Here is a 21,717-nt window from a genome sequence, read left to right as displayed (position 1 = left end):
CCGCTGATTGTACGGCTGTTGGGGAGGGTTGGAACCACCGCCGAGCGCCCCGGCCGGCCGTGAACGCCCTCTCGGGGCGCGCCTCCTCGCCGTGGGGCCTGTGCGATCCGGGCCGCACCGCGTAGGGTAAAGAATTATTGACCACACGGGCCGGTGCGACGGTCCGCGCCCGGTCGGGGCGGAGTCCGTCCGGCGGCCGTTCCACGGCCCGACACCGGCCGCGGCGGGGCCGTTCCGCCCGGGAGACGCCTGCCGCGCCGCCGCTCGCTCATGCTTCTCCGCGTTGTGAGGTCGCTGACGATGTTATTCCACCGGGCAGCCGTACTCGGATCGGATCCCGACGCCCGCCGGATCGCGAACGAGTTCTGCGCGGCGGGGGTGTCCGCGGCCTCCTGGATCCTGCCCGGCGGCTGCTCCGTCCGGGCGGCCGCCGCGTTCGCCGAGCTGATCGCCTCCCAGGGGGACTGGGTCCGGGGGCTCGCCCGGACGGAGATCACCGTCACGGTCTTCCGCGATCCGCGGATCCTGGACCAGGCGGTCGTCCCGCATGTGCTGCCCCATCTGCCCATCGGATCGGTGTGGCTCCAGCTGGGCCGGGCCGCCGACGACGAGACGCGCGGTCTGGCGCGGGCGGCGGCCGATCACGAGATCAGTTTTCTCTGCCCCGGCCGGACCCCGGGCCCGGACGCCGGGGGCCGTCCCTCCGCCGCCGCCGTGTCCGCCGCCGTACGGCAGCACCTCAGAGCGCTCTCGGGGTTCGGGGCGATCGACTCCGGGCCGCACGGACGAACGTCCCGTACCGCCGCGCTCACCACGGCGGGCGAGCGCCGCCGGCCGTGCCCCTGGGAGCCGGGACGGCCGGCTGCCCGCTGAAGCACGACCCCGACGGGCCGACCGCCCACAGCGCGACCCGGACGGGCGGCTCGTCCCTGAACACACGACCCGTACGGGTGGCTCGGAGCACGACCCGCGCGGCCCGCCCGCTGACACACGGCCCCGACCGGCCGCGAGAGCCGGGCCCGAGCCGCCGGGGCGGCGGAGATCGCGGGCGTCGACGGCGGAAGAGGAGCAGGGGGAGGAGCAGGAGGGCGTACGCCGGTCAGTCGTCGGGGTCGGCGCGCTCCAGGGCGGGCCTCGGCCCCGCGGGGACCGACAGCAGATGATCGGCGGCCGCGGTGTCCGTGACCAGGCTGGTGACCAGACCGGAGCGGAGCACCGCCGCGATCGCCTCCGCCTTGCGCGCCCCGCCGGCGATCGCCACCACCTCGGGGATTCCGCGCAGCCGGTCGGCCTCCACCGTGATGCACCGCTCGCCCAGATCGCGGCCGACCCGGCGGCCGTCGCGGTCGAAGAGATGCGCGGACATCTCGGCGGCGACCCCGTACGAGGCGTACCGCGCGCGCTCCTCGTCGCTGAGCATGTCGTACACCGTCGAGATGCCGGGCTCCCAGGAGCCGATGGAGACGGCCGCGACGGTGACCTTGTCGAAGTAGTCGAAGGCGCGGGCGATGCCCGTCTGGTTCCGCAGCGCGGCGGCGGTCGCCGCGTCGGGCAGCAGCATCGGCGCGTAGATGGGGTGGGCGTCGCCGCCGGAGACCTGGGCCGCGCGTCTGACGGCCTCCACCGAGCCGCGCTCGGCGGTCCCCGCGTCGTACACGCCCGTGAGCTGGACGACCGTGCACGGCGGCAGCCGGTCGAGCGCCGCGGCCATATGGATGGTGGAGCGGCCCCAGGCCAGCCCCAGCACATCGCCCTCGTCCACCAGCTCGCCGAGGAGATCGGCGGCCACCTCGCCCAGATTCTCCGGGTCCGGCGACTCCTCGGCCTCCGCCGGGGACTCCACGACCACCGCGTGCCGCAGCCCGAAGTGCGCCCGCAGCGCGTCCGAGCGCTCGGCGTCCAGTTCGGCGGGAACGCGGATCTCGATCCGTACGAGATCACGCTCCAGCGCCGTCTCCAGGACCCGCGCGACCTTGAAGCGGCTGACGCCGAACTCCTCCGCGATCTGGATCTTGGATTTGCCCTCTAGATAGAAGCGGCGGGCCATGGCCGCCGCCTGCACCAGCTCCGCGGGTCCCATCCGCGCAGCTGACCGGCCCGTCGACACCGCGATCTCCTCACTGCCGTTCACACTCCGGATCCGTCATCCTGTCAGATCCGATGGATGTTGATCAGCCCCGATGGGCCGAGTTCGTTCGTTGTGGCTCGGGGGCCGCGCGGGCCGTGGCGCCGTGTGCGCCCGCGCGAATCCCTCCGTGACGATCACCGGCCGATCGGCCGGTGATCGCTGCAGCGGTCGGTCAGTGGCGGCACGCCCGGCCCGCGCCGGCGCCGTCGGCCTTCGCCCGCAGGGCGCGCACCGCCTCGGCCGGGTCGCTCGCCCCGTAGACGGCGGACCCGGCGACGAAGACGTCCGCGCCGGCCTCGGCGCACCGCTCGATCGTGGCGTCCGAGACCCCGCCGTCGACCTGGAGCCACAGCTCCAGGCCGTGCTTGTCGATGAGCTGCCGGGTGCGGCGGATCTTCGGCAGCATGATGTCCAGGAAGGCCTGTCCGCCGAATCCGGGCTCCACGGTCATGATCAGGAGCATGTCCAGCTCGGGCAGGAGATCCTCGTACGGCTCGATCGGGGTGGCGGGCTTCAGCGCCATCGAGGCGCGGGCGCCCTTGGCCCGGATCTCCCGCGCCAGCCGCACCGGGGCCGCGGCCGCCTCCACGTGGAAGGTGACGGAACCGGCCCCCGCCTCGACGTACTGGGGAGCCCAGCGATCGGGGTCGGCGATCATCAGATGGCAGTCCAGCGGTGTCTCCGTCGCCCGGCTGAGGGACTCCACGACCGGCACGCCCAGGGTCAGATTGGGCACGAAGTGGTTGTCCATCACATCGACATGGAGCCAGTCCGCGCCCTCGACGGCTCTGGCCTCTTCCGCCAGGCGGGAGAAGTCGGCGGAGAGGATGCTCGGATTGATCTGTACGGCCATGGCCCAAGACTGCCATGCTCCGGGACGCTTCCCCGCCCCGGCCGGTGATCCGGTACAGACCAATCCGGCCGGGGAGCCGTCGAGTCCGCCCAAAACTCGCATTTCGGGCCGCGACCGGGGCTCTGGGGAGCGTTTCGGCGGGGACGCGGTCAGGCGGTGCGCCTCAGCAGGGCCAGATACATCGCGTCCGTCCCGTGCAGATGGGGCCAGAGCTGGACGTCCGGACCCTCGCCGAGCGCGGGCACGCCCGGCATCAGCGGTCTGGCGTCCACCCACTCGGCCTCGACGGGGGCGTTCCCGCCGCGGCCGCGCAGCACGTCCTCCACGACCACCCGGGTCTCGGCGAGATGCGGGGAGCAGGTGGCGTACCCGACCACTCCCCCGACCCGTACGGCCTTCAGGGCCTCCCGCAGCAGGGAGCGCTGGAGCGGCGCGAATCCGTCGAGATCCTCCGGACGGCGGCGCCAGCGGGCCTCGGGGCGGCGGCGCAGCGCGCCCAGACCCGAGCAGGGGACGTCCACGAGGACCCGGTCGAAGACGCCGGGCAGCCACGGCGGACGGGTGCCGTCGGCGGCGATGACCTGGTACGGACCCGGATTGCCGGTGAGCGACCGCTCCACCAGCCGGGCGCGGTGCGGCTGCTTCTCGGAGGCGAGCAGCGCGGCGCCGCGCTGGGCCGCGAGCGCCGCCAGCAGGGCGGCCTTGCCGCCGGGGCCCGCGCAGCCGTCGAGCCAGCGGGTGTCGGGGCCGTCGAGCGGGGCGTTGGCGAGGGCGGCGGCGACGAGCTGACTGCCCTCGTCCTGGACCCCGGCCCGGCCCTCGCGGACCGCTTCCACGGCGCCGGGCTCGCCGCCCTCGACCAGCCGTACGGCATAGGGCGACCAGCGGCCGGGCAGTCCGGCCTCCTCGTCGAGCGAGCCGAGCAGCTCGTCGGCGGTGGAGCGGCCGGGGCGGGCGACGAGGGTGACCTCGGGCCGTTCGTTGTCCGCCTCCAGCAGGTCCTCGATCCCGGCGCGGCCGCCGCCGAGCGCGTCCCAGAGCGCGGAGACGATCCAGCGCGGATGCGAGTGGACCACCGAGAGATGCTCCTCGGCGTCCGTGTCGTACGGCGGCGCGACCCGCTCCACCCAGGTGTCGAGGTCGTCCCGCGCGATCTTGCGCAGTACGGCGTTGACGAACTTGGCGCGGCCGTCGCCGAGCACCACCCGGGCCAGCTCCACGCTGGCGGAGACGGCGGCGTGGCTGGGGATGCGCGTGCCCAGCAGCTGATGGGCGCCGAGCGACAGCACGTCGAGCACCGGCGGGTCGACCTCGCGCAGCGGGCGGTCGACGCAGGAGGCGACGATCGCGTCGTAGGTGCCCTGGCGGCGCAGGGTGCCGTACACCAGCTCGGTGGCGAGCGCCGCGTCCCGCGCGTCGAAGTCGCCCTGCTCACGGGCCTTCTTCAGCAGCGGGGGCAGGACGAGGTTCGCGTACGCGTCGCGCTCGTCGACCGCCCGCAGCGCCTCGAAGGCGAGGATCCGCACGGGGTCCTTCTTCGGGCGGCGGTAGGGCTTGTGGGGTCGGCGAGGGCCGTGGGCGCGTGCCTGGTCGTTCAAAGGTGCTCCGCTGTGACAAGGGTCCGAACCCTGTAAGGGTAGTCCCCCGGCGCGGGGGGCGGCTCCGCGTGGTGAGCGGGGGCGTGCCGCGCCCGTAGTGGGGGGCGGCTCCGCGTCGCGAGCGAGGGCGTCCCGCGCCCGCAGTGGGGGGGCGGCTCCGCGTCGCGAGCGAGGGCGTCCCGCGCCCGTCCGGGGGGTGTGCGCGGGCGTGTGCGCCGGGGCCTGCCCGGACCCGGTTCACGACGGGCGCGCCCCGGGCTCCGGGATCCGCGCCGGGCCGCGCGCCGGTGCCCCGCGCCTCTACGCCGGGGCCCCGCCCAGGCACTCCCCGGGGGCGATACGGACGCCGCGCGCCCAGTCGGCCGCGCGCATCGGCTTCTTCCCCTGGGGCTGGACCCAGAGCAGTTCGACGGCGTGCGACCCGGTGCCGACGTGCACGTCGTTCTTGCCCGCGGCCAGCTCCCCGGGGGCGAGGCCGGCCCGGTCGGCGACCAGACCCACGGAGACCAGCTTCAGCCGTTCGCCGCGGAACTCGGTCCACGCGCCGGGGGCGGGCGTGCAGCCGCGGACGACGCGGTCGACGCGCAGGGCCGGGGCCCGCCAGTCCACCCGGGCGTCGTCGACGGTGAGCTTGGGCGCGAGCGACACTCCCTCGGCGGGCTGCGGCACCGCCGTGAGGGCGCCGTCCTCGATGCCGTCCATGGTGGCGGCGAGCAGTCCCGCGCCCGCGAAGGCGAGCCGGGTGAGCAGATCGCCGCTGGTGTCGGTGGGCCGGACCCGCTCGGTGATCACTCCGTAGACCGGGCCGGAGTCGAGCCCCTCCTCGATCAGGAAGGTCGCGGCCCCGGTCATCTCGTCCCCGGCGAGCACGGCGTGCTGCACGGGCGCCGCGCCGCGCCAGGCGGGCAGCAGCGAGAAGTGGAGATTGACCCAGCCCCGGGCGGGCACGTCGAGCGCGACCCTGGGCAGCAGCGCTCCGTAGGCGACCACCGGGCAGCAGTCCGGCGCGATCTCGCGCAGCCGGGCGAGGAAGTCCTCGTCACGGGGGCGGGCGGGCTTGAGCACCTCGATCCCGGCCTCCTCCGCGCGCTGGGCGACGGGGCTGGCGACCAGCTTGCGCCCCCGCCCGGCGGGTGCGTCCGGACGGGTGACGACGGCGGCCACCTCGTGCCGGTCGGAGGCGATCAGGGCGTCCAGTGCGGGGACGGCGACCTCGGGGGTGCCTGCGAAGACGAGCTTCATCGGTGCTGACTGCCTCTCAGGCGGACGGATGCGGTGAGCCGGTGACATGCGGGAACGGACCGGCGGCGGGTACGAGGACGAGCGGCGCACCAGTCTAGGGGGGATCACCGCAGGGGGCGTACGGACGCCCGCGCGCCCTGCGCGTACGCGCTTACGCCCCCGCACCGTGACCACATCGCCCGGTGGCGCGTTGGTCAAGAGAGATTGACCGAAGCGGGCCGCCCGTCGATGCGGTCCGACCCCCTTTCACCGCCGGTTCGAGAGGCTTCCCAATGGCCGACCACGCAACCCACGACGCCCAAGCCCGGGCAAGTCTGCACCTGTTGGTGCGGGACATCGAGCGGGTCCGCCGACAGGTGGACGCTCTGCGCACGCTCACCGCCCAGCTGGGCAATGTCTACCGCCCCCGCCGCTCCGGCCCGTCCGCCGGATTCGTCGTCTACGGCAGGGCCCCGGCCCCGACGGTGCGGCTCGCGCAGGAGCTGCGGGACAGCGTCGAGACGCTGGTCACGGCGGCCGTGGACTTCGACCGCTCGCTGGGCTTCTCGTGGGACGCGGTGGGCTCGGCGCTCGGGGTCACCAAGCAGGCGGTCCACCGCCGGTACGGCGCCCGCCGGGCCGGCCAGCCGTCGGTGACCGGGGAGGACCGGGCCATCGAGCCCGCCGCCACCCGGACCCTGCCGCCACCCGGCCTTCCGGCGACGGTGCCGGCCGCCCGCGCCATGCCGCCCCAGCACACGGCCGCCGCGCAGCCGCTCCACGACCCGGCCCGCCCGGGGGCCTTCCCCGGCCCGCGCAACGGCTGACCACCGCCCGCCCCCGGCCCCGCAACGGCTGACCACCGCCCGCCCCGGGCCCCGCGACGGCGGACCGCCGCCCCTCGCGGGGCGGCGGTCCGCTCAGCCGATGTCCAGGGGATCGACCCTGATCCGGACCTGGTCCGTGCCGCCGCGGGCGAGACGCGACGCCTGCGCCGACTTCAGGGCGGCGGCGAGCGCCGCCCCGCTGCCCGGGGGCACCCGCAGCAGAACCCGCTCCCACACCTCTCCCGGCGGCGGCTCCCCCGGCCGCCGGGGACGGCCGGGGGGCGCCGGTGGCAGCGGCACCGGCCCGAGGACCTCCACCTCGCCCGGCAGCTCCGCCGCGGTCATGAACGCCGCGACCACATCGGCGCGGCCGGTCACCGCCGCCATCCGGGAGACCGGGGGGAAGCCCAGCTCGGCCCGGTCCGCCAGCTCCCGCCGGGCGTGGCCGGTCGGATCCCAGCGGACCAGGGCCTGCACGGGCCGCAGGGTCGGCTCGGCGACGATCACCACCGTGCCCCCCTCGCCCTGGCCCCGGACCAGGGCCGCCGCGTCGATCCAGCGGCGCAGCGCGTCCTCGCCCGCCCGCAGATCGGGCCGGGTGAGCATCGCCCAGCCGTCCAGCAGCAGCGCCGCCGCATAGCCCCCCTCGGCGACGGGCTCCGCGCCGGGGGTGCTCACCACCAGCGCCGGCCGGGCGGGGACCGCGTCCAGCACATGATCACGCCCGGAGGTGCGGACGGGGACGGCGGGGAACGCCCGGCCCAGCTCCTCCGCCGTACGCCGCGCGCCCACGATCCGGGCCCGCAGCCGGGTGCTCCCGCACTCGGCGCAGTGCCAGTCCACCGCGCCGCGACCGCACCAGCGGCAGGTGAGATCCCGCTCGTCGGGGGCCTCCAGCGGTCCCGAGCAGTGCCGGCAGCGCGCGGGGGTGCGGCAGCGCTCGCAGGCCAGACGCGGCACATAGCCGCGCCGGGGCACCTGGACCAGCACCGGACCGGTGGTGAGCCCGTCCCGCACTACCTGCCAGGCGATGCTGGGGAGCCGGGCGGCGCGGGCCGCCTCGTCACGGGCGAGGTCGCCGTCGCCGACGGTGCGCACCAGGGGGGCGGCGCGGCGCACCTGCTCGCGGTCGGCGGTCAGGGGGCGGGCCCAGCCGCTCTCCACCAGCTGGGCCGCCTCCACCGTGCAACTGGCCGAGCCGAGCAGGAAAGCGCACCGCTCATGCGTCGCGCGCAGCTCCAGCACCTCGCGGACATGGGGGAAGGGCGCGTTCTCGTCGCTGTGGCTGGAGTCGCCGTCGTCCCAGACGGCGACCAGCCCGAGATCCCGTACGGGGGCGAACATCGCCGAGCGGGTGCCGACGACGGCCCGGACCGAGCCCCGGCTCACCGCGAGCCACTGCCGGTAGCGCTTCTCGGGGCCGGAGTCCGCCGTCAGCAGGGCGTGGCGGCCCGCGCCGAGGAGATCGGTCAGCGCGGCGTCGACCCGCACGGCCCGCCGGCCGTCGGGCACCACGACCAGCGCGCCGCGCCCCGACGCGAGCGTGGCGGCGACCGCGCGCGCCAGTTCGCCGGGCCACTCCGGGCCGGGCAGCGCGGTCCACACGGCCCTGGGCGCTCCCCCGGCCGCCAGGGCCTCCAGGAACGCCGCTCCCCGCCCGTACCGCTCCCAGCTCCCGGGCCCGGGCGGATCGGGCGGCGGCAGCGGCTCGGGCGACGGCCTGGACTCGGCGCGTCCGTTCCTCGGGGGGATGGCGAGCTGAAGGACGTCGGCGAGCGAGCCCGCGTACCGGTCGGCGACGGCGCGGGCGAGCGCCAGCATCTCCGGGCCGAGGACCGGCTCGGGCGAGACGACATAGGCGAGGGCGGCGAGGGCTCCCCCGTAGTCCGAATCGGCGCGGCGCTCGACGATGAAGCCGTCGATCAGACCGCCGCCCTCCCGCCGCCCCTCCCGCACCCGGTGCGCCCCGGCCCCGAACCGCACCCGCACCCGCACCCCGGGGCGCGCGTCGGCGTCCAGCTCCTCCGGCACCGCGTAGTCGAAGTACTGGTCGAGATGGAGCACCCCCTTGTTCACCACCACCCGCGCCACCGGCGACTCCTTCGCCAGCGCGGCCCCCCGCCACGTCCTCGGCTTCGCCTTCGGCACCTTCGCCCTGCGCACCGTCTCCCTGATCAGCGCAAGCTGCTCCGGCCCACCGGCGGTGGGCTCCTCAGACCGCTCATCCTCGCTGCTCACAGCCAAATTCCTACCAGACCCCACTGACAACGCCACCGGCCCGGGGGCCGCCGGGCACGGCCGAGGCCCCGGCGCCCCCCTCTGCGGGGGCGCCGGGGCCTCGTTCGTACGTCAGGGCTGAGGGCTAGAGGCCCACGGCCGTGCGGAGGGCGTCGACGCGGTCGGTGCGCTCCCAGGTGAAGTCGGGCAGTTCGCGGCCGAAGTGGCCGTAGGCGGCGGTCTGGGCGTAGATGGGGCGAAGGAGGTCGAGGTCGCGGATGATGGCCGCGGGGCGGAGGTCGAAGACCTCGGCGATGGCCTGTTCGATGCGCTCGGTGTCGACCGTGGCGGTGCCGAAGGTCTCGACGAAGAGGCCGACGGGCTCGGCCTTGCCGATGGCGTAGGCGACCTGGACCTCGCAGCGGGCCGCGAGGCCGGCGGCGACGACGTTCTTCGCGACCCAGCGCATGGCGTAGGCGGCGGAGCGGTCGACCTTGGACGGGTCCTTGCCGGAGAAGGCGCCGCCGCCGTGGCGGGCCATGCCGCCGTAGGTGTCGATGATGATCTTGCGGCCGGTGAGGCCGGCGTCGCCCATCGGGCCGCCGATCTCGAAGCGGCCGGTCGGGTTCACCAGGAGGCGGTAGCCCTCGGTGTCGAGCTTGATGCCGTCCTCGATCAGCTGGGCGAGGACGTGCTCGACGACGAACTCGCGGATGTCGGGAGCGAGCAGCGAGTCCAGGTCGATGTCCGAGGCGTGCTGCGAGGAGACCACGACCGTGTCGAGGCGGACGGCCTTGTCGCCGTCGTACTCGATGGTGACCTGGGTCTTTCCGTCGGGACGCAGATACGGGATGGTGCCGTTCTTGCGGACCTCGGAGAGCCGGCGGGAGAGCCGGTGGGCGAGGTGGATCGGCAGCGGCATCAGCTCGGGCGTCTCGTCGCAGGCGTAGCCGAACATCAGGCCCTGGTCGCCCGCGCCCTGCTTGTCCAGCTCGTCGCCCTCGTCGCCGGAGGCGGCGCCCGCGACGCGCTTCTCGTACGCCGTGTCCACGCCCTGGGCGATGTCGGGGGACTGCGCGCCGATGGAGACCGAGACGCCGCAGGAGGCGCCGTCGAATCCCTTCTTCGACGAGTCGTACCCGATGTCCAGGACCTTGTTGCGCACGAGGGTGGGGATGTCGGCGTAGGCCTTGGTGGTCACCTCGCCGGCCACATGGACCAGGCCGGTGGTGATCAAGGTCTCCACGGCGACCCGGGAGGTCGGGTCCTCCCGAAGGAGTGCGTCGAGGATGGTGTCGCTGATCTGGTCGGCGATCTTGTCGGGGTGACCCTCGGTCACGGACTCCGAAGTGAAGAGACGGCGGGACACATCGCTCCCTGGGGTTGCAGCGGCTGCTGGCTGATCATTGGCGGACCGGCAGGGGGCTGCGCCCCGCGACGTTCCATGACCAGTTTATCCGCCACCCCCCGGCTCCGAACCACCCGTCTCGCTTCGTGGAGGCGAATGGCCGTCGAGCGACGGTTGTAGCGAGAACCGGCCAGGACCCTCGCGGCCTGCGATCACGGGGCGTGGGGCCGGGCGACCGTCCGAAAACCCATGGGTGTGATGCCGCTCTCATCACTTTCGTCCGGATCGCCCGCCGACACACAGAATTCACGTGAGACGCGGCAGCACCAGGTCCCACACCGTGTCGGCGAGGGCCTCCTTGGGGCCGTACGGCACCGGGGTCTCCGCTCCGTCGGCGGCGAGCACGACCGCTTCGTTCTCCTCCGAGCCGAAGGTCTTGCGCTCCCCCACCTCATTGACCACCAGCAGGTCACAGCCCTTGCCGCGGAGTTTGCGGCGGCCGTTGGCGAGGACGTCGTCGGTCTCGGCGGCGAAGCCCACGATCACCTGACCGGCCCGGAGCCGTTCGGCGGACACCTCGGCGAGGATGTCGGGATTGCGGACCAGGGCGATGGGCGCCGGCTCCTCGCCGTCCTTCTTCTTGATCTTCCCGGTGGCGTATTCGAGAGGTCGGAAATCGGCCACGGCGGCGGCCATCACCACGGCGTCGGCCTCGGCGGCGGCCTTGATGACCGCCTCGCGCAGCTGGACCGCCGTGCCGACATGGATCACATCGACGCCGGCCGGGTCGGGCAGCTGGGTGTTGGCCTCGATCAGGGTGACCCTGGCGCCCCGGGCCGCCGCCGTGCGGGCGAGGGCGTACCCCTGCTTGCCGGAGGAGCGGTTGCCCAGATAGCGGACCGGGTCCAGCGGCTCGCGGGTGCCGCCCGCGCTGACCACGACATGGCGTCCGGCCAGGTCGGGGGCGAGATCGCCGCGGGCCAGCACCCGGCGGCAGACCTCGAAGATCTCGCCCGGGTCGGGCAGCCGCCCCTTGCCGGTGTCGACACCGGTGAGCCGGCCGACGGCGGGCTCGACGACGATCGCGCCGCGGCGGCGCAGCGTCGCCACATTCTCCTGGGTGGCGGGGTGCTCCCACATCTCGGTGTGCATGGCGGGGGCGAAGACGACCGGACAGCGGGCGGTCAGCAGCGTATTGGTGAGCAGATCGTCGGCGAGGCCGTGGGCCGCCTTGGCCAGCAGGTCGGCGGTGGCGGGGGCGACGACGACCAGATCCGCGCCCTGGCCGATCCGGACATGGGGCACCTCATGGACACCGGACCAGACCTCGGTGGCGGCGGGATGGCCGGATAGTGCCGCCCAGGTCGCCGCTCCGACGAAGTTCAGTGACGATTCGGTCGGTACGACCCGCACATCATGGCCGGATTCCGTCAGTCTGCGCAGCAGCTCGCACGCCTTGTAGGCGGCGATACCCCCGCTGACCCCCAGAACGATCTTCGGCTTGTCCACTGTGCCTCCCCGCACTCGCCCGGTCATGTCCCCATGAGACACCACAGGCCCGGCGGACATTCCGCCGGGCCTGTGGTCATTGAGCCGTACCGCGTACTTACTGGGCCGGGCCCTCGATGGCCTCGGAGGTCAGCAGACCCGCGTTGATCTCACGCAGGGCGATCGACAGCGGCTTCTCGTGGACATGGGTGTCGACGAGCGGACCGACGTACTCCAACAGGCCCTCGCCGAGCTGCGAGTAGTACGCGTTGATCTGACGCGCGCGCTTGGCCGCGTAGATCACGAGGCTGTACTTCGAGTCCGTGGCCTCGAGCAGCTCGTCGATCGGCGGGTTGATGATGCCCTCGGGCGCGGTGATGGAAGAGGACACGCTCTACCTTCCGAAGAATGGGAAAAGACCGAACGGTGTGAGGATCCTGGGGTCACTCCCCAGAAGACCCGGGAACGTCACTCCCCGGAAGACACCGTCATCAAGGCTAGCAGCTCACGCGCCACGTCCTCGACGGAGGTGTTGACCAGGGTGGTGTCGAATTCCGACTCGGCCGCCAGCTCCACCTTCGCGACGGTCAGCCGGCGCTCGATGACCTCGGGCGACTCGGTGCCCCGGCCGGTGAGCCGGCGCACCAGCTCGTCCCAGCTCGGCGGGGCGAGGAAGACCAGTCGCGAGTCCGGCATCGCCTGCTTGACCTGGCGGGCCCCCTGGAGGTCGATCTCCAGCAGTACGGGCTCACCCGACTCCAGGCGCTCCAGGACGGCGCGGCGCGGTGTGCCGTACCGATTGCCCGCGAACTCGGCCCACTCCAGCAGCTCGCCGTTAGCGATCAGCTTGTCGAATTCATCGTCGGAGACGAAGAAATACTGGACACCGTCGCGCTCGCCGGGGCGCGGCTTTCTCGTGGTGGCCGACACCGAGAGCCAGACCTCGGGGTGGACCTTGCGCATATGCGCGACGACCGTGCTCTTGCCGACCCCGGAGGGGCCGGAGAGCACGGTCAGCCGCGGACGTACCTCTACTGCCATGCAGCAGATTATCCAGGTTCCCGGGGGTGCCCGAGAACGTCAGGCGGGACCACCGCCGAACTCGCGCTCCAAGGACGCGATCTGATTGGAGCCGAGACCGCGCACCCGGCGGCTCTCGGAGATGCCGAGCCGCTCCATGATCTGCTTGGCGCGGACCTTGCCGACGCCCGGCAGGGACTCGAGCAGGGCGGAGACCTTCATCTTGCCGATGACGTCGTTCTCCTGGCCCTGCTTGATGACCTCGTGGAGCGAGGCGCCGGAGTGCTTGAGTCGATTTTTGACCTCGGCCCGCTCCCGGCGAGCCGCGGCGGCCTTTTCGAGCGCGGCTGCGCGCTGTTCAGGGGTAAGGGGCGGAAGAGCCACGCCTACGTCACCTCGGATGTCGAACTGTCGGATACGGACCGGTGAGGAACCTAGTCGCCCCACACCAGGGGAGCAACGAGCAACGCAGTGCACGTTCGCTCTTCGACGGAGACTAGCGGCCATCACCGCTCCAGTCAGCGAGAACAAGCGAAAAGTCCTGGTCAGCATCGACCGACCAGGACTTTTGCGACATTAGGGCTGTGATTTAAGCCAAGATTCTGTCAAGAGGGCGTGTACCTGCGGTGCTCCGGGGCCGCGGCGCGGCCCCGGAACGGCCCGGACTACCGGCCGGAGGCCGCCGAGACCGCCGTCCTGACCTCCTCGGCGAAGCGCTCCGCCGACTCCCTCAGCGCCGCCCGGTCCGGTCCGTGCCGCAGCACGCCCCGGCTCACGCTGGGCACCACATCGCCCACGGCCGCGCCGAAGACGCCCGGCAGATCGGCGGGCGTCGCGCCCTGGGCGCCGATGCCCGGGGCGAGCAGGGGACCGTTGATCGCCAGATCCACCCCGGCGTCGCCCAGCGTGGCGCCGACCACCGCGCCCACCGAGCCGAGCGGCCGGGCGCCCGCGTTCTCCGCGGCCATGTGGTCCAGCATCAGCTGGGCGAGCGAGCGCCCGTCGGCGGCGGTGGAGCGCTGGACCTCCGCGCCCTCCGGATTGGAGGTGAGAGCCAGCACGAAGACGCCCGAGCCGGACGCGGCGGCCGCGTCCAGCGCCGGGCGCAGCGAGCCGAAGCCGAGGTACGGGGAGACGGTCACCGCGTCGGAGAAGAGCGGGGAGGCGGGGTCCAGATAGGTCGCTGCGTAGGCGGCCATGGTGGAGCCGATGTCGCCGCGCTTGGCGTCCATGAGCACCAGCGCGCCCGCCGCCCGGGCCTCCTCGACGGCCTTCTCCAGGACGGCGACGCCCCGGGAGCCGAAGCGCTCGAAGAACGCGGACTGCGGCTTGAGGACGGCGACCCGGTCGGCCAGCGCCTCGACCGTCGTACGGGTGAACCGCTCCAGGCCGTTGACGTCGTCGCCGAGGCCCCAGTGGGTCAGCAGGGAGGGGTGCGGGTCGATGCCGACGCAGAGGGGGCCCCGGGTGTCCATGGCCTCCCGCAGCCGGGTACCGAAGGGGATCACGCGGCGGACTCCTTCGCGGCGGCGCCCTCGGCGGCCTCGGCGGCATCCCGGCGGACGCCGGCGCCGACGGCCTCGGCGAGGGTGGCGTACTCGCTGGCGGCCAGGCGCGCGGCCAGGCCCCGGTGGATGGAACGGCTCCAGAACGGGCCCTCGTAGATGAAGGCGCTGTAGCCCTGGACCAGGGTGGCCCCGGCGAGGATGCGCTGCCAGGCGTCCTCGGCGTTCTCCACGCCGCCGACGCCCACGAGGGTGATGCGGTCGCCCACCCGGGCGTACAGCCGCCGCAGGACCTCCAGGGAGCGCTCCTTGAGGGGTGCGCCGGAGAGGCCGCCGGTCTCGGCGGTCAGCGAGGACGGGGAGAGCAGTCCTTCGCGGCCGATGGTGGTGTTGGTGGCGATGATGCCGTCCAGGCCCAGTTCCAGGGCGAGGTCGGCGACGGCGTCGACGTCGTCGTCGGCGAGATCGGGCGCGATCTTGACCAGCAGCGGTACGCGCCGGGCGGTCACCGTGCGGTCGGCGGCCTCGCGGACGGCGGTGAGCAGCGGTCGCAGGGACTCGGTCGCCTGGAGGTCGCGCAGCCCGGGGGTGTTGGGCGAGGAGACATTCACCACAAGGTAGTCGGCGTGCGGGGCGAGCCGCTCGGTGGAGGTGACGTAGTCGGCGACGGCCTCGGCCTCGGGGACGACCTTGGTCTTGCCGATGTTGACGCCGACGACGCTCTTGAAGACGGGTCGCCGCTCGCCGAGGCGCTGGGCGACCGCGGCCGAGCCCTCGTTGTTGAAGCCCATTCGGTTGATCAGCGCCCGGTCGGGGATCAGCCGGAAGAGGCGCTTGGGGGGGTTGCCGGGCTGGGCGAGGGCGGTGACCGTGCCGATCTCGATGTGGTCGAAGCCGAGCATGGTCATGCCGTCGATGGCGACGGCGTTCTTGTCGAAGCCGGCGGCGAGGCCGAAGGGGCCGTGCATCCGCAGTCCGAGCGCCTCGGTCCGCAGCTCCTGGTGGCGGGGGGCGAGCAGGGCGGCGGCGAAGGTGCGCAGGACGGGGACGCGCGCGGTGAGGCGGATCCAGCGGACGGCCAGATGGTGGGCCCGCTCGGGGTCCATCCACCGGAAGACGAGGGCGAAGAAGAGTCGGTACATGGTGGGTGTCCTCATGAGGAGGGGGACACCGTTTCCGGTGTCCCCCGTGTGCCTCTGCTAGTCGCGGGCCTTGGTCAGGTGCTCGGCGTGTTCCTGGAGGGAGCGGACGCCGACGTCGCCCCGGCTGAGGGCGTCGATGCCCTGGACCGCCGCGGCGAGCGCCTGGACGGTGGTGAGGCAGGGGACGGAGCGGGCGACGGCCGCGGTGCGGATGTCGTAGCCGTCGAGCCGGCCGCCGGTGCCGTAGGGCGTGTTGACGATGAGGTCGACCGCGCCGTCGTGGATGAGCTGGACGATGGTCTTCTCGCCGTCGGGGCCCTCGCCCTCGCTGTGCTTGCGCACGACGGTGGCGCTGATCCCGTTGCGCTTGAGGACCTCGGCGGTGCCGGAGGTGGCCAGCAGCTCGAAGCCGTGGGCGACCAGCTCCCGGGCCGGGAAGATCATCGAGCGCTTGTCGCGGTTGGCGACGGAGATGAACGCGCGGCCCTTGGTGGGCAGGGGGCCGTAGGCGCCCGCCTGGGACTTGGCGTAGGCGGTGCCGAAGACGGAGTCGATGCCCATGACCTCGCCGGTGGAGCGCATCTCCGGGCCGAGGATGGTGTCGACGCCGCGGCCGTGGATGTCGCGGAACCGCGACCACGGCATGACGGCCTCCTTGACGGAGATCGGCGCGTCCATCGGCAGGGTGCCGCCGTCGCCCTCGCGCGGGAGCAGCCCCTCCGCCCGCAGCTCGGCGACGGTGGCGCCGAGCGAGATCCGGGCGGCGGCCTTGGCGAGGGGCACGGCGGTGGCCTTGGAGGTGAAGGGGACCGTGCGGGAGGCGCGGGGGTTGGCCTCCAGGACGTAGAGGATGTCCCCGGCCATCGCGAACTGGATGTTGATCAGTCCGCGGACGCCGACGCCGCGCGCGATGGCCTCGGTCGAGGCGCGCAGCCGCTTGATGTCGAAGCCGCCCAGGGTGATGGGGGGCAGGGCGCAGGCGGAGTCGCCGGAGTGGATGCCGGCTTCCTCGATGTGCTCCATGACGCCGCCGAGGTACAGCTCGTGGCCGTCGTAGAGGGCGTCGACGTCGATCTCGATGGCGTCGTCGAGGAAACGGTCCACCAGCACCGGGCGGGTGGGGCTGATCTCGGTGGACTCGGCGATGTACGAGGAGAGGCGGGCCTCCTCGTACACGATCTCCATGCCGCGGCCGCCGAGGACGTAGGAGGGGCGCACCAGGACGGGGTAGCCGATCTCGTCGGCGATGGCCTTGGCCTCGTCGAAGGTGGTGGCGGTGCCGTGCTTGGGGGCGGGCAGTCCGGCCTCGGCGAGGACGCGGCCGAAGGCGCCGCGGTCCTCGGCGGCGTGGATGGCCTCCGGCGGGGTGCCGACGACGGGGACGCCGTTGTCCTTGAGGGCCTGGGCCAGGCCGAGCGGGGTCTGGCCGCCGAGCTGGACGATCACTCCGGCGATGGGTCCGGCCAGCGACTCGGCGTGGACGATCTCCAGGACGTCCTCCAGGGTGAGCGGCTCGAAGTAGAGCCGGTCGGAGGTGTCGTAGTCGGTGGAGACGGTCTCGGGGTTGCAGTTGACCATGACGGTCTCGAACCCGGCGTCGGAGAGGGCGAAGGAGGCGTGGACGCAGGAGTAGTCGAACTCGATGCCCTGGCCGATGCGGTTCGGGCCGGAGCCCAGGATGATCACCGCGGGCTTCTCGCGCGGGGCGACCTCGCTCTCCTCGTCGTAGGAGGAGTAGAAGTACGGGGTCTTCGCGGCGAACTCGGCGGCGCAGGTGTCGACCGTCTTGTAGACGGGGCGGATGCCGAGCGCGTGGCGGACCTCGCGGACGACGTCCTCGCGCAGACCGCGGATGCCGGCGATCTGGGCGTCGGAGAAGCCGTGGCGCTTGGCGTCGGCGAGCAGCTCGGGGTGGAGCTTGTCGGCGGCGGCCAGCTCGTCGGCGTACTCCTTGATCAGGAAGAGCTGGTCGACGAACCACGGGTCGATCCGGGTCGACTCGAAGACCTCCTCGGGGGTGGCCCCGGCGCGGATGGCGGCCATGACGGTGTTGATCCGGCCGTCGGTGGGGCGCACCGCCTCGCGCAGGAGTTCGTCCTTGCTCCCGGCCCCGACGGGCGAGACGAAGTCGAACTGGCTGTCCTTCTTCTCCAGGGAGCGCAGGGCCTTCTGGAGGGCCTCGGTGAAGTTCCGGCCGATCGCCATGGCCTCGCCGACCGACTTCATGGTGGTGGTGAGGGTGGAGTCGGCGGAGGGGAACTTCTCGAAGGCGAACCGGGGGGCCTTGACGACGACGTAGTCGAGGGTGGGCTCGAAGGAGGCCGGGGTCTTCTCGGTGATGTCGTTGGGGATCTCGTCCAGGGTGTAGCCCACGGCGAGCTTCGCGGCGATCTTGGCGATGGGGAAGCCGGTGGCCTTGGAGGCGAGCGCGGAGGAGCGGGAGACCCGGGGGTTCATCTCGATGACGATGATCCGGCCGTCGTCCGGGTCGATCGCGAACTGGATGTTGCAGCCGCCGGTGTCGACGCCGACCTCGCGGATGATGGCGATGCCGATGTCGCGGAGCCGCTGGTACTCACGGTCGGTGAGGGTCATCGCGGGGGCGACGGTGATCGAGTCGCCGGTGTGGACGCCCATGGGGTCGAAGTTCTCGATGGAGCAGACGACCACGACGTTGTCGTGTTTGTCGCGCATCAGCTCCAGCTCGTACTCCTTCCAGCCGAGGATCGACTCCTCCAGGAGGACCTCGGTGGTCGGGGAGAGGGTGAGGCCCTGGCCGGCGATGCGGCGCAGCTCCTCCTCGTCGTGGGCGAAGCCGGAGCCGGCGCCGCCCATGGTGAAGGAGGGGCGGACGACGACGGGGTAGCCGCCGAGGGTGTCGACGCCGCGCAGGACGTCGTCCATGGTGTGGCAGATCACCGAGCGGGCGGACTCGCCGTGGCCGATCTTCTCCCGTACGGCGTCGACGACGCCCTTGAAGAGGTCGCGGTCCTCGCCCTTGTTGATCGCCTCGACGTTCGCGCCGATCAGCTCGACGCCGTACTTCTCCAGTACGCCCTGCTCGTGCATGGAGATGGCGGTGTTCAGCGCGGTCTGGCCGCCGAGGGTGGGCAGCAGGGCGTCGGGGCGCTCCTTGGCGATGATCTTCTCGACGAACTCGGGGGTGATCGGCTCGACGTAGGTGGCGTCGGCGATCTCCGGGTCGGTCATGATCGTGGCCGGGTTGGAGTTGACCAGGATGACCCGCAGGCCCTCGGCCTTGAGGACCCGGCAGGCCTGGGTTCCGGAGTAGTCGAACTCGGCGGCCTGACCGATCACGATCGGGCCGGATCCGATGACCAGGACGGACTGGATGTCGGTGCGCTTAGGCACGCTGGCCCTCCATCAGGGAGACGAAGCGGTCGAACAGGTACGCGGCGTCGTGCGGGCCCGCGGCTGCTTCGGGGTGGTACTGGACGCTGAAGGCCGGCTGGTCGAGCAGCTGGAGGCCTTCGACCACGTTGTCGTTGAGGCAGACGTGGGAGACCTCGGCGCGGCCGTAGGGGGTTTCGGAGACCTGGTCGAGCGGTGCGTCGACGGCGAATCCGTGGTTGTGGGCGGTGATCTCGACCTTGCCCGTGGTGCGGTCCTGGACGGGCTGGTTGATGCCCCGGTGGCCGTACTTCAGCTTGTAGGTGCCGAAGCCGAGGGCGCGGCCGAGGAGCTGGTTGCCGAAGCAGATGCCGAAGAGCGGGGTCCTGCGCTCCAGGACCGCCTTGACGACGGTGAGGTCGGCGGTGGCGGGGTCGCCGGGGCCGTTGGAGAGAAATACTCCGTCGGGGCCGTCGGGGCCGACGGCGTAGACCTCGTCGGCGGTGGCGGCGGCGGGCAGGACGTGCACCTCGATGCCGCGTTCGGCCATCCGGTGCGGGGTCATGCCCTTGATGCCGAGGTCTATGGCGGCGACGGTGAAGCGCTTGGTCCCGATCGCGGGCACCACATAGGACTCGGCGGTGGCGACCTGCGCGGAGAGGTCGGCGCCGGTCATCTCCGGGGCCCGGCGGACGCGGGCGAGCAGGCTCTCGTCGTCGGCGCCGGCCAGGGCCGGGCCGGAGAAGACGCCGACGCGCATCGCGCCGCGCTCGCGGAGGTGGCGGGTGAGGGCGCGGGTGTCGACGCCGCTGATGCCGACGACGCCCTGACCGGTCAGCTCGTCGTCGAGGGTGCGCCGGGAGCGCCAGTTGGAGGGGACGCGGGCGGGGTCGCGTACGACGTATCCCGCGACCCAGACGCGCCGGGACTCGTCGTCCTCGTCGTTGACGCCGGTGTTGCCGATGTGCGGCGCGGTCATCACGACGACCTGGCGGTGGTACGAGGGGTCGGTGAGCGTCTCCTGGTAGCCGGTCATGCCGGTGTTGAACACCGCCTCGCCGAAGGTCTCCCCCACGGCCCCGTAGGCACGGCCGCGGAAGATGCGGCCGTCCTCCAGGACGAGTACGGCGGGAGCCTGGCCGGCTCCCCGGGTGGAGGTCGTCATCGTGCGCCTTCCGTCGTGTTGATCAGGTGGTTCAGGGTGGTGACCCACTCGTTGTGGCCGGCCGCGGCGTCGGAGCGGAAGCCGGAGTCGAGGAGGGTGTCGCCGTGCTCCCAGGTGATGATCAGGAGCCCGCCCTCGGCGAGGACCTTGCCCGCGATGCCCTTGTCGAGGCGGGCCTCGCGCAGGGCGGCCGAGGGGATGAGGAAGTCGGTCGCGCCCGGGCGCAGGACGGTCAGTCCGGCGTCGGTGAGGGTCAGCTCGACCCGGCTGCGGACGCCGAGGCCGTGGGCGACGATCCGGTCGAGCCACTGCCCGGCCGTGGTGGAGCCGTGGTAGCGGCCGGTCAGGGTCAGCCGGGCCTCGCCGGGCGTCTCGGGCACGGCGGGCAGCTCGGGCAGTCCCGACTGGAGACTGCCGCGCCACTTCCAGCCCTGGCGCATCAGCCAGTAGACGAGGGCGATGAAGAGCAGCAGCCCGACGACCCAGCCGATACGGGCCGCCCAGTCCGTCACCTCCGCCGACTTCTTCTCGGCGGCGAGGTGTGCTGCGATGTGGGTGAGTGATGTCACGCGAGTTTCCCGTCGAGTACCGTTGCCCGGCCCCGCAGGAAGGTGTGGGTGACGCGTCCCGGCAGCTCACGGCCCTGGTAGGGGGTGTTGCGGCTGCGGGAGGCGAAGCCCGCGGGGTCCACCGCTCCACGGTATGCCGGATCGACGAGCGTCAGGTTGGCGGGCTCGCCGACCGCGACGGGGCGGCCGTGTCCGGCCAGCCGGCCGATGGCCGCGGGGCGGAAGGACATCCGGTCGGCGACACCGGCCCAGTCGAGGAGTCCGGTCTCCACCATCGTCTCCTGGACGACGGAGAGAGCGGTCTCGAGACCGACCATACCCATCGCGGCCGCGCCCCACTCGCAGTCCTTGTCCTCGTGCGGGTGCGGGGCGTGGTCGGTGGCGACGCAGTCGATGGTGCCGTCGGCGAGCGCCTCGCGCAGGGCGAGCACGTCGGCCTGGGTGCGCAGCGGCGGGTTCACCTTGTAGACCGGGTCGTAGGTGCGGACCAGCTCGTCGGTGAGGAGGAGGTGGTGCGGGGTGACCTCGGCGGTGACGTCCCAGCCCTTGGACTTGGCCCAGCGGACGATCTCGACGGAGCCGGCGGTGGAGAGGTGGCAGATGTGGACGCGGGAGCCGACGTGCGCGGCGAGCAGGACGTCGCGCGCGATGATCGACTCCTCGGCGACGGCGGGCCAGCCGCCGAGGCCCAGCTCGGCGGAGACGACGCCCTCGTTCATCTGGGCGCCCTCGGTGAGCCGGGGCTCCTGGGCGTGCTGGGCGACGACTCCGTCGAAGGCCTTCACGTACTCCAGCGCCCGGCGCATGATCACGGCGTCGTCCACGCACTTGCCGTCGTCGGAGAAGACCTTCACTCCGGCGGCGGAGTCGTGCATCGCGCCCAGCTCGGCGAGCTGCTTGCCCTCCAGGCCGACGGTGACGGCGCCGACCGGCTGGACGTCGCAGTAGCCGGACTCCCGGCCGAGCCGCCAGACCTGCTCGACCACGCCGGCGGTGTCGGCGACGGGGAAGGTGTTGGCCATGGCGTGGACGGCGGTGAAGCCGCCGACGGCGGCGGCGCGGGTGCCGGTGAGGACGGTCTCGGAGTCCTCGCGGCCGGGCTCGCGGAGGTGGGTGTGGAGGTCGACCAGGCCGGGGAGGAGGATCTGGCCCGTCGCGTCGACGACGTCGGCGCCCTCGGCGGAGAGTCCGGCGCCGACCGCGGCGACGGTCTCGCCGTCGATCAGGACGTCCTGCGCCTCGCCGCCGAGCACCTGCGCGCCACGGATAAGGATCTTGCTCATGG

General features: G+C 72.9%; 18 protein-coding genes. 2 read left to right on the top strand and 16 right to left on the bottom strand.

What is annotated here, in order from left to right; all coding sequences use genetic code 11:
- The first annotated feature begins 300 nt into the window (after positions 1-300).
- The gene (locus tag ACF089_RS03965) at positions 301-873 is read left to right on the top strand and encodes a hypothetical protein (RefSeq protein WP_392021368.1); all 573 of its coding nucleotides are present in this window, start codon (positions 301-303) and stop codon (positions 871-873) included.
- Between the two features lie 226 nt (positions 874-1,099).
- On the opposite strand, the gene ACF089_RS03960 is transcribed toward ACF089_RS03965, so the two are convergent.
- The 4 genes from ACF089_RS03960 to fmt form a co-directional block, all read right to left on the bottom strand.
- Positions 1,100-2,131 (bottom strand): sugar-binding transcriptional regulator, encoded by a 1,032-nt coding sequence (locus tag ACF089_RS03960; RefSeq protein ID WP_392021366.1) that lies wholly within the window; start codon positions 2,129-2,131, stop codon positions 1,100-1,102.
- A gap of 169 nt (positions 2,132-2,300) precedes the next feature.
- Complete coding sequence (gene rpe / locus ACF089_RS03955; protein ID WP_392021363.1) at positions 2,301-2,981, bottom strand: ribulose-phosphate 3-epimerase; 681 nt, start codon at positions 2,979-2,981, stop codon at positions 2,301-2,303.
- 149 nt (positions 2,982-3,130) lie between these two features.
- Positions 3,131-4,579 carry an RsmB/NOP family class I SAM-dependent RNA methyltransferase gene (locus ACF089_RS03950; protein ID WP_392021360.1) on the bottom strand — a complete coding sequence of 483 codons (1,449 nt, stop codon included), beginning with the start codon at positions 4,577-4,579 and terminating at the stop codon, positions 3,131-3,133.
- Between the two features lie 300 nt (positions 4,580-4,879).
- Entirely contained in the window at positions 4,880-5,821 is a 942-nt protein-coding gene (gene fmt, locus ACF089_RS03945) for a methionyl-tRNA formyltransferase (RefSeq protein WP_392021357.1), read from the bottom strand.
- A gap of 272 nt (positions 5,822-6,093) precedes the next feature.
- Between fmt and ACF089_RS03940 the strand changes: the two genes are divergently transcribed.
- Positions 6,094-6,627, top strand: a complete 534-nt coding sequence (locus tag ACF089_RS03940) for a hypothetical protein (protein WP_392021355.1) — start codon at positions 6,094-6,096, stop codon at positions 6,625-6,627.
- 93 nt (positions 6,628-6,720) lie between these two features.
- Here the strand turns inward: ACF089_RS03940 and ACF089_RS03935 are convergent, their stop codons facing one another.
- The 12 genes from ACF089_RS03935 to ACF089_RS03880 form a co-directional block, all read right to left on the bottom strand.
- Positions 6,721-8,865: a primosomal protein N' gene (locus tag ACF089_RS03935; RefSeq protein ID WP_392021352.1), complete on the bottom strand. Its 2,145-nt coding sequence runs from the start codon at positions 8,863-8,865 to the stop codon at positions 6,721-6,723.
- Between the two features lie 124 nt (positions 8,866-8,989).
- Positions 8,990-10,213 carry a methionine adenosyltransferase gene (metK, locus tag ACF089_RS03930; RefSeq protein ID WP_392021351.1) on the bottom strand — a complete coding sequence of 408 codons (1,224 nt, stop codon included), beginning with the start codon at positions 10,211-10,213 and terminating at the stop codon, positions 8,990-8,992.
- A 285-nt stretch (positions 10,214-10,498) separates the two neighbouring features.
- Entirely contained in the window at positions 10,499-11,701 is a 1,203-nt protein-coding gene (coaBC, locus tag ACF089_RS03925) for a bifunctional phosphopantothenoylcysteine decarboxylase/phosphopantothenate--cysteine ligase CoaBC (RefSeq protein ID WP_392021349.1), read from the bottom strand.
- 97 nt (positions 11,702-11,798) lie between these two features.
- Positions 11,799-12,071, bottom strand: coding sequence for a DNA-directed RNA polymerase subunit omega (gene rpoZ, locus ACF089_RS03920; RefSeq protein ID WP_005319902.1), 273 nt, complete (start codon positions 12,069-12,071; stop codon positions 11,799-11,801).
- Positions 12,072-12,148: 77 nt separating this feature from the next.
- Positions 12,149-12,721 (bottom strand): guanylate kinase, encoded by a 573-nt coding sequence (gmk, locus tag ACF089_RS03915; RefSeq protein WP_392021346.1) that lies wholly within the window; start codon positions 12,719-12,721, stop codon positions 12,149-12,151.
- Positions 12,722-12,760: 39 nt separating this feature from the next.
- Positions 12,761-13,084 (bottom strand): integration host factor, encoded by a 324-nt coding sequence (locus ACF089_RS03910; RefSeq protein ID WP_003956414.1) that lies wholly within the window; start codon positions 13,082-13,084, stop codon positions 12,761-12,763.
- Positions 13,085-13,365: 281 nt separating this feature from the next.
- Positions 13,366-14,208, bottom strand: coding sequence for an orotidine-5'-phosphate decarboxylase (pyrF, locus tag ACF089_RS03905; protein ID WP_392021343.1), 843 nt, complete (start codon positions 14,206-14,208; stop codon positions 13,366-13,368).
- On the bottom strand, positions 14,205-15,347 hold the full coding sequence (locus ACF089_RS03900; protein ID WP_392021341.1) for a quinone-dependent dihydroorotate dehydrogenase: 1,143 nt from the start codon (positions 15,345-15,347) through the stop codon (positions 14,205-14,207). Before ACF089_RS03900 ends, pyrF begins: the two co-directional genes overlap by 4 nt.
- 57 nt (positions 15,348-15,404) lie before the next feature.
- Entirely contained in the window at positions 15,405-18,719 is a 3,315-nt protein-coding gene (gene carB, locus ACF089_RS03895) for a carbamoyl-phosphate synthase large subunit (protein WP_392021337.1), read from the bottom strand.
- On the bottom strand, positions 18,712-19,863 hold the full coding sequence (carA, locus tag ACF089_RS03890; RefSeq protein ID WP_392021333.1) for a glutamine-hydrolyzing carbamoyl-phosphate synthase small subunit: 1,152 nt from the start codon (positions 19,861-19,863) through the stop codon (positions 18,712-18,714). Before carA ends, carB begins: the two co-directional genes overlap by 8 nt.
- Entirely contained in the window at positions 19,860-20,432 is a 573-nt protein-coding gene (locus tag ACF089_RS03885) for a hypothetical protein (protein ID WP_392021331.1), read from the bottom strand. The genes carA and ACF089_RS03885 overlap by 4 nt, the downstream gene beginning before the upstream one ends.
- Positions 20,429-21,715: a dihydroorotase gene (locus ACF089_RS03880; protein ID WP_392021329.1), complete on the bottom strand. Its 1,287-nt coding sequence runs from the start codon at positions 21,713-21,715 to the stop codon at positions 20,429-20,431. The genes ACF089_RS03885 and ACF089_RS03880 overlap by 4 nt, the downstream gene beginning before the upstream one ends.
- Positions 21,716-21,717 lie beyond the last annotated feature (2 nt).

The organism is Streptomyces sp. NPDC014894 (assembly GCF_043080985.1).
Classification (GTDB): Bacteria; Actinomycetota; Actinomycetes; order Streptomycetales; family Streptomycetaceae; genus Streptomyces.
The sequence above is the reverse complement of the archived record's forward strand: the minus strand, read 5'-3'. Positions and strand labels throughout refer to the sequence as shown.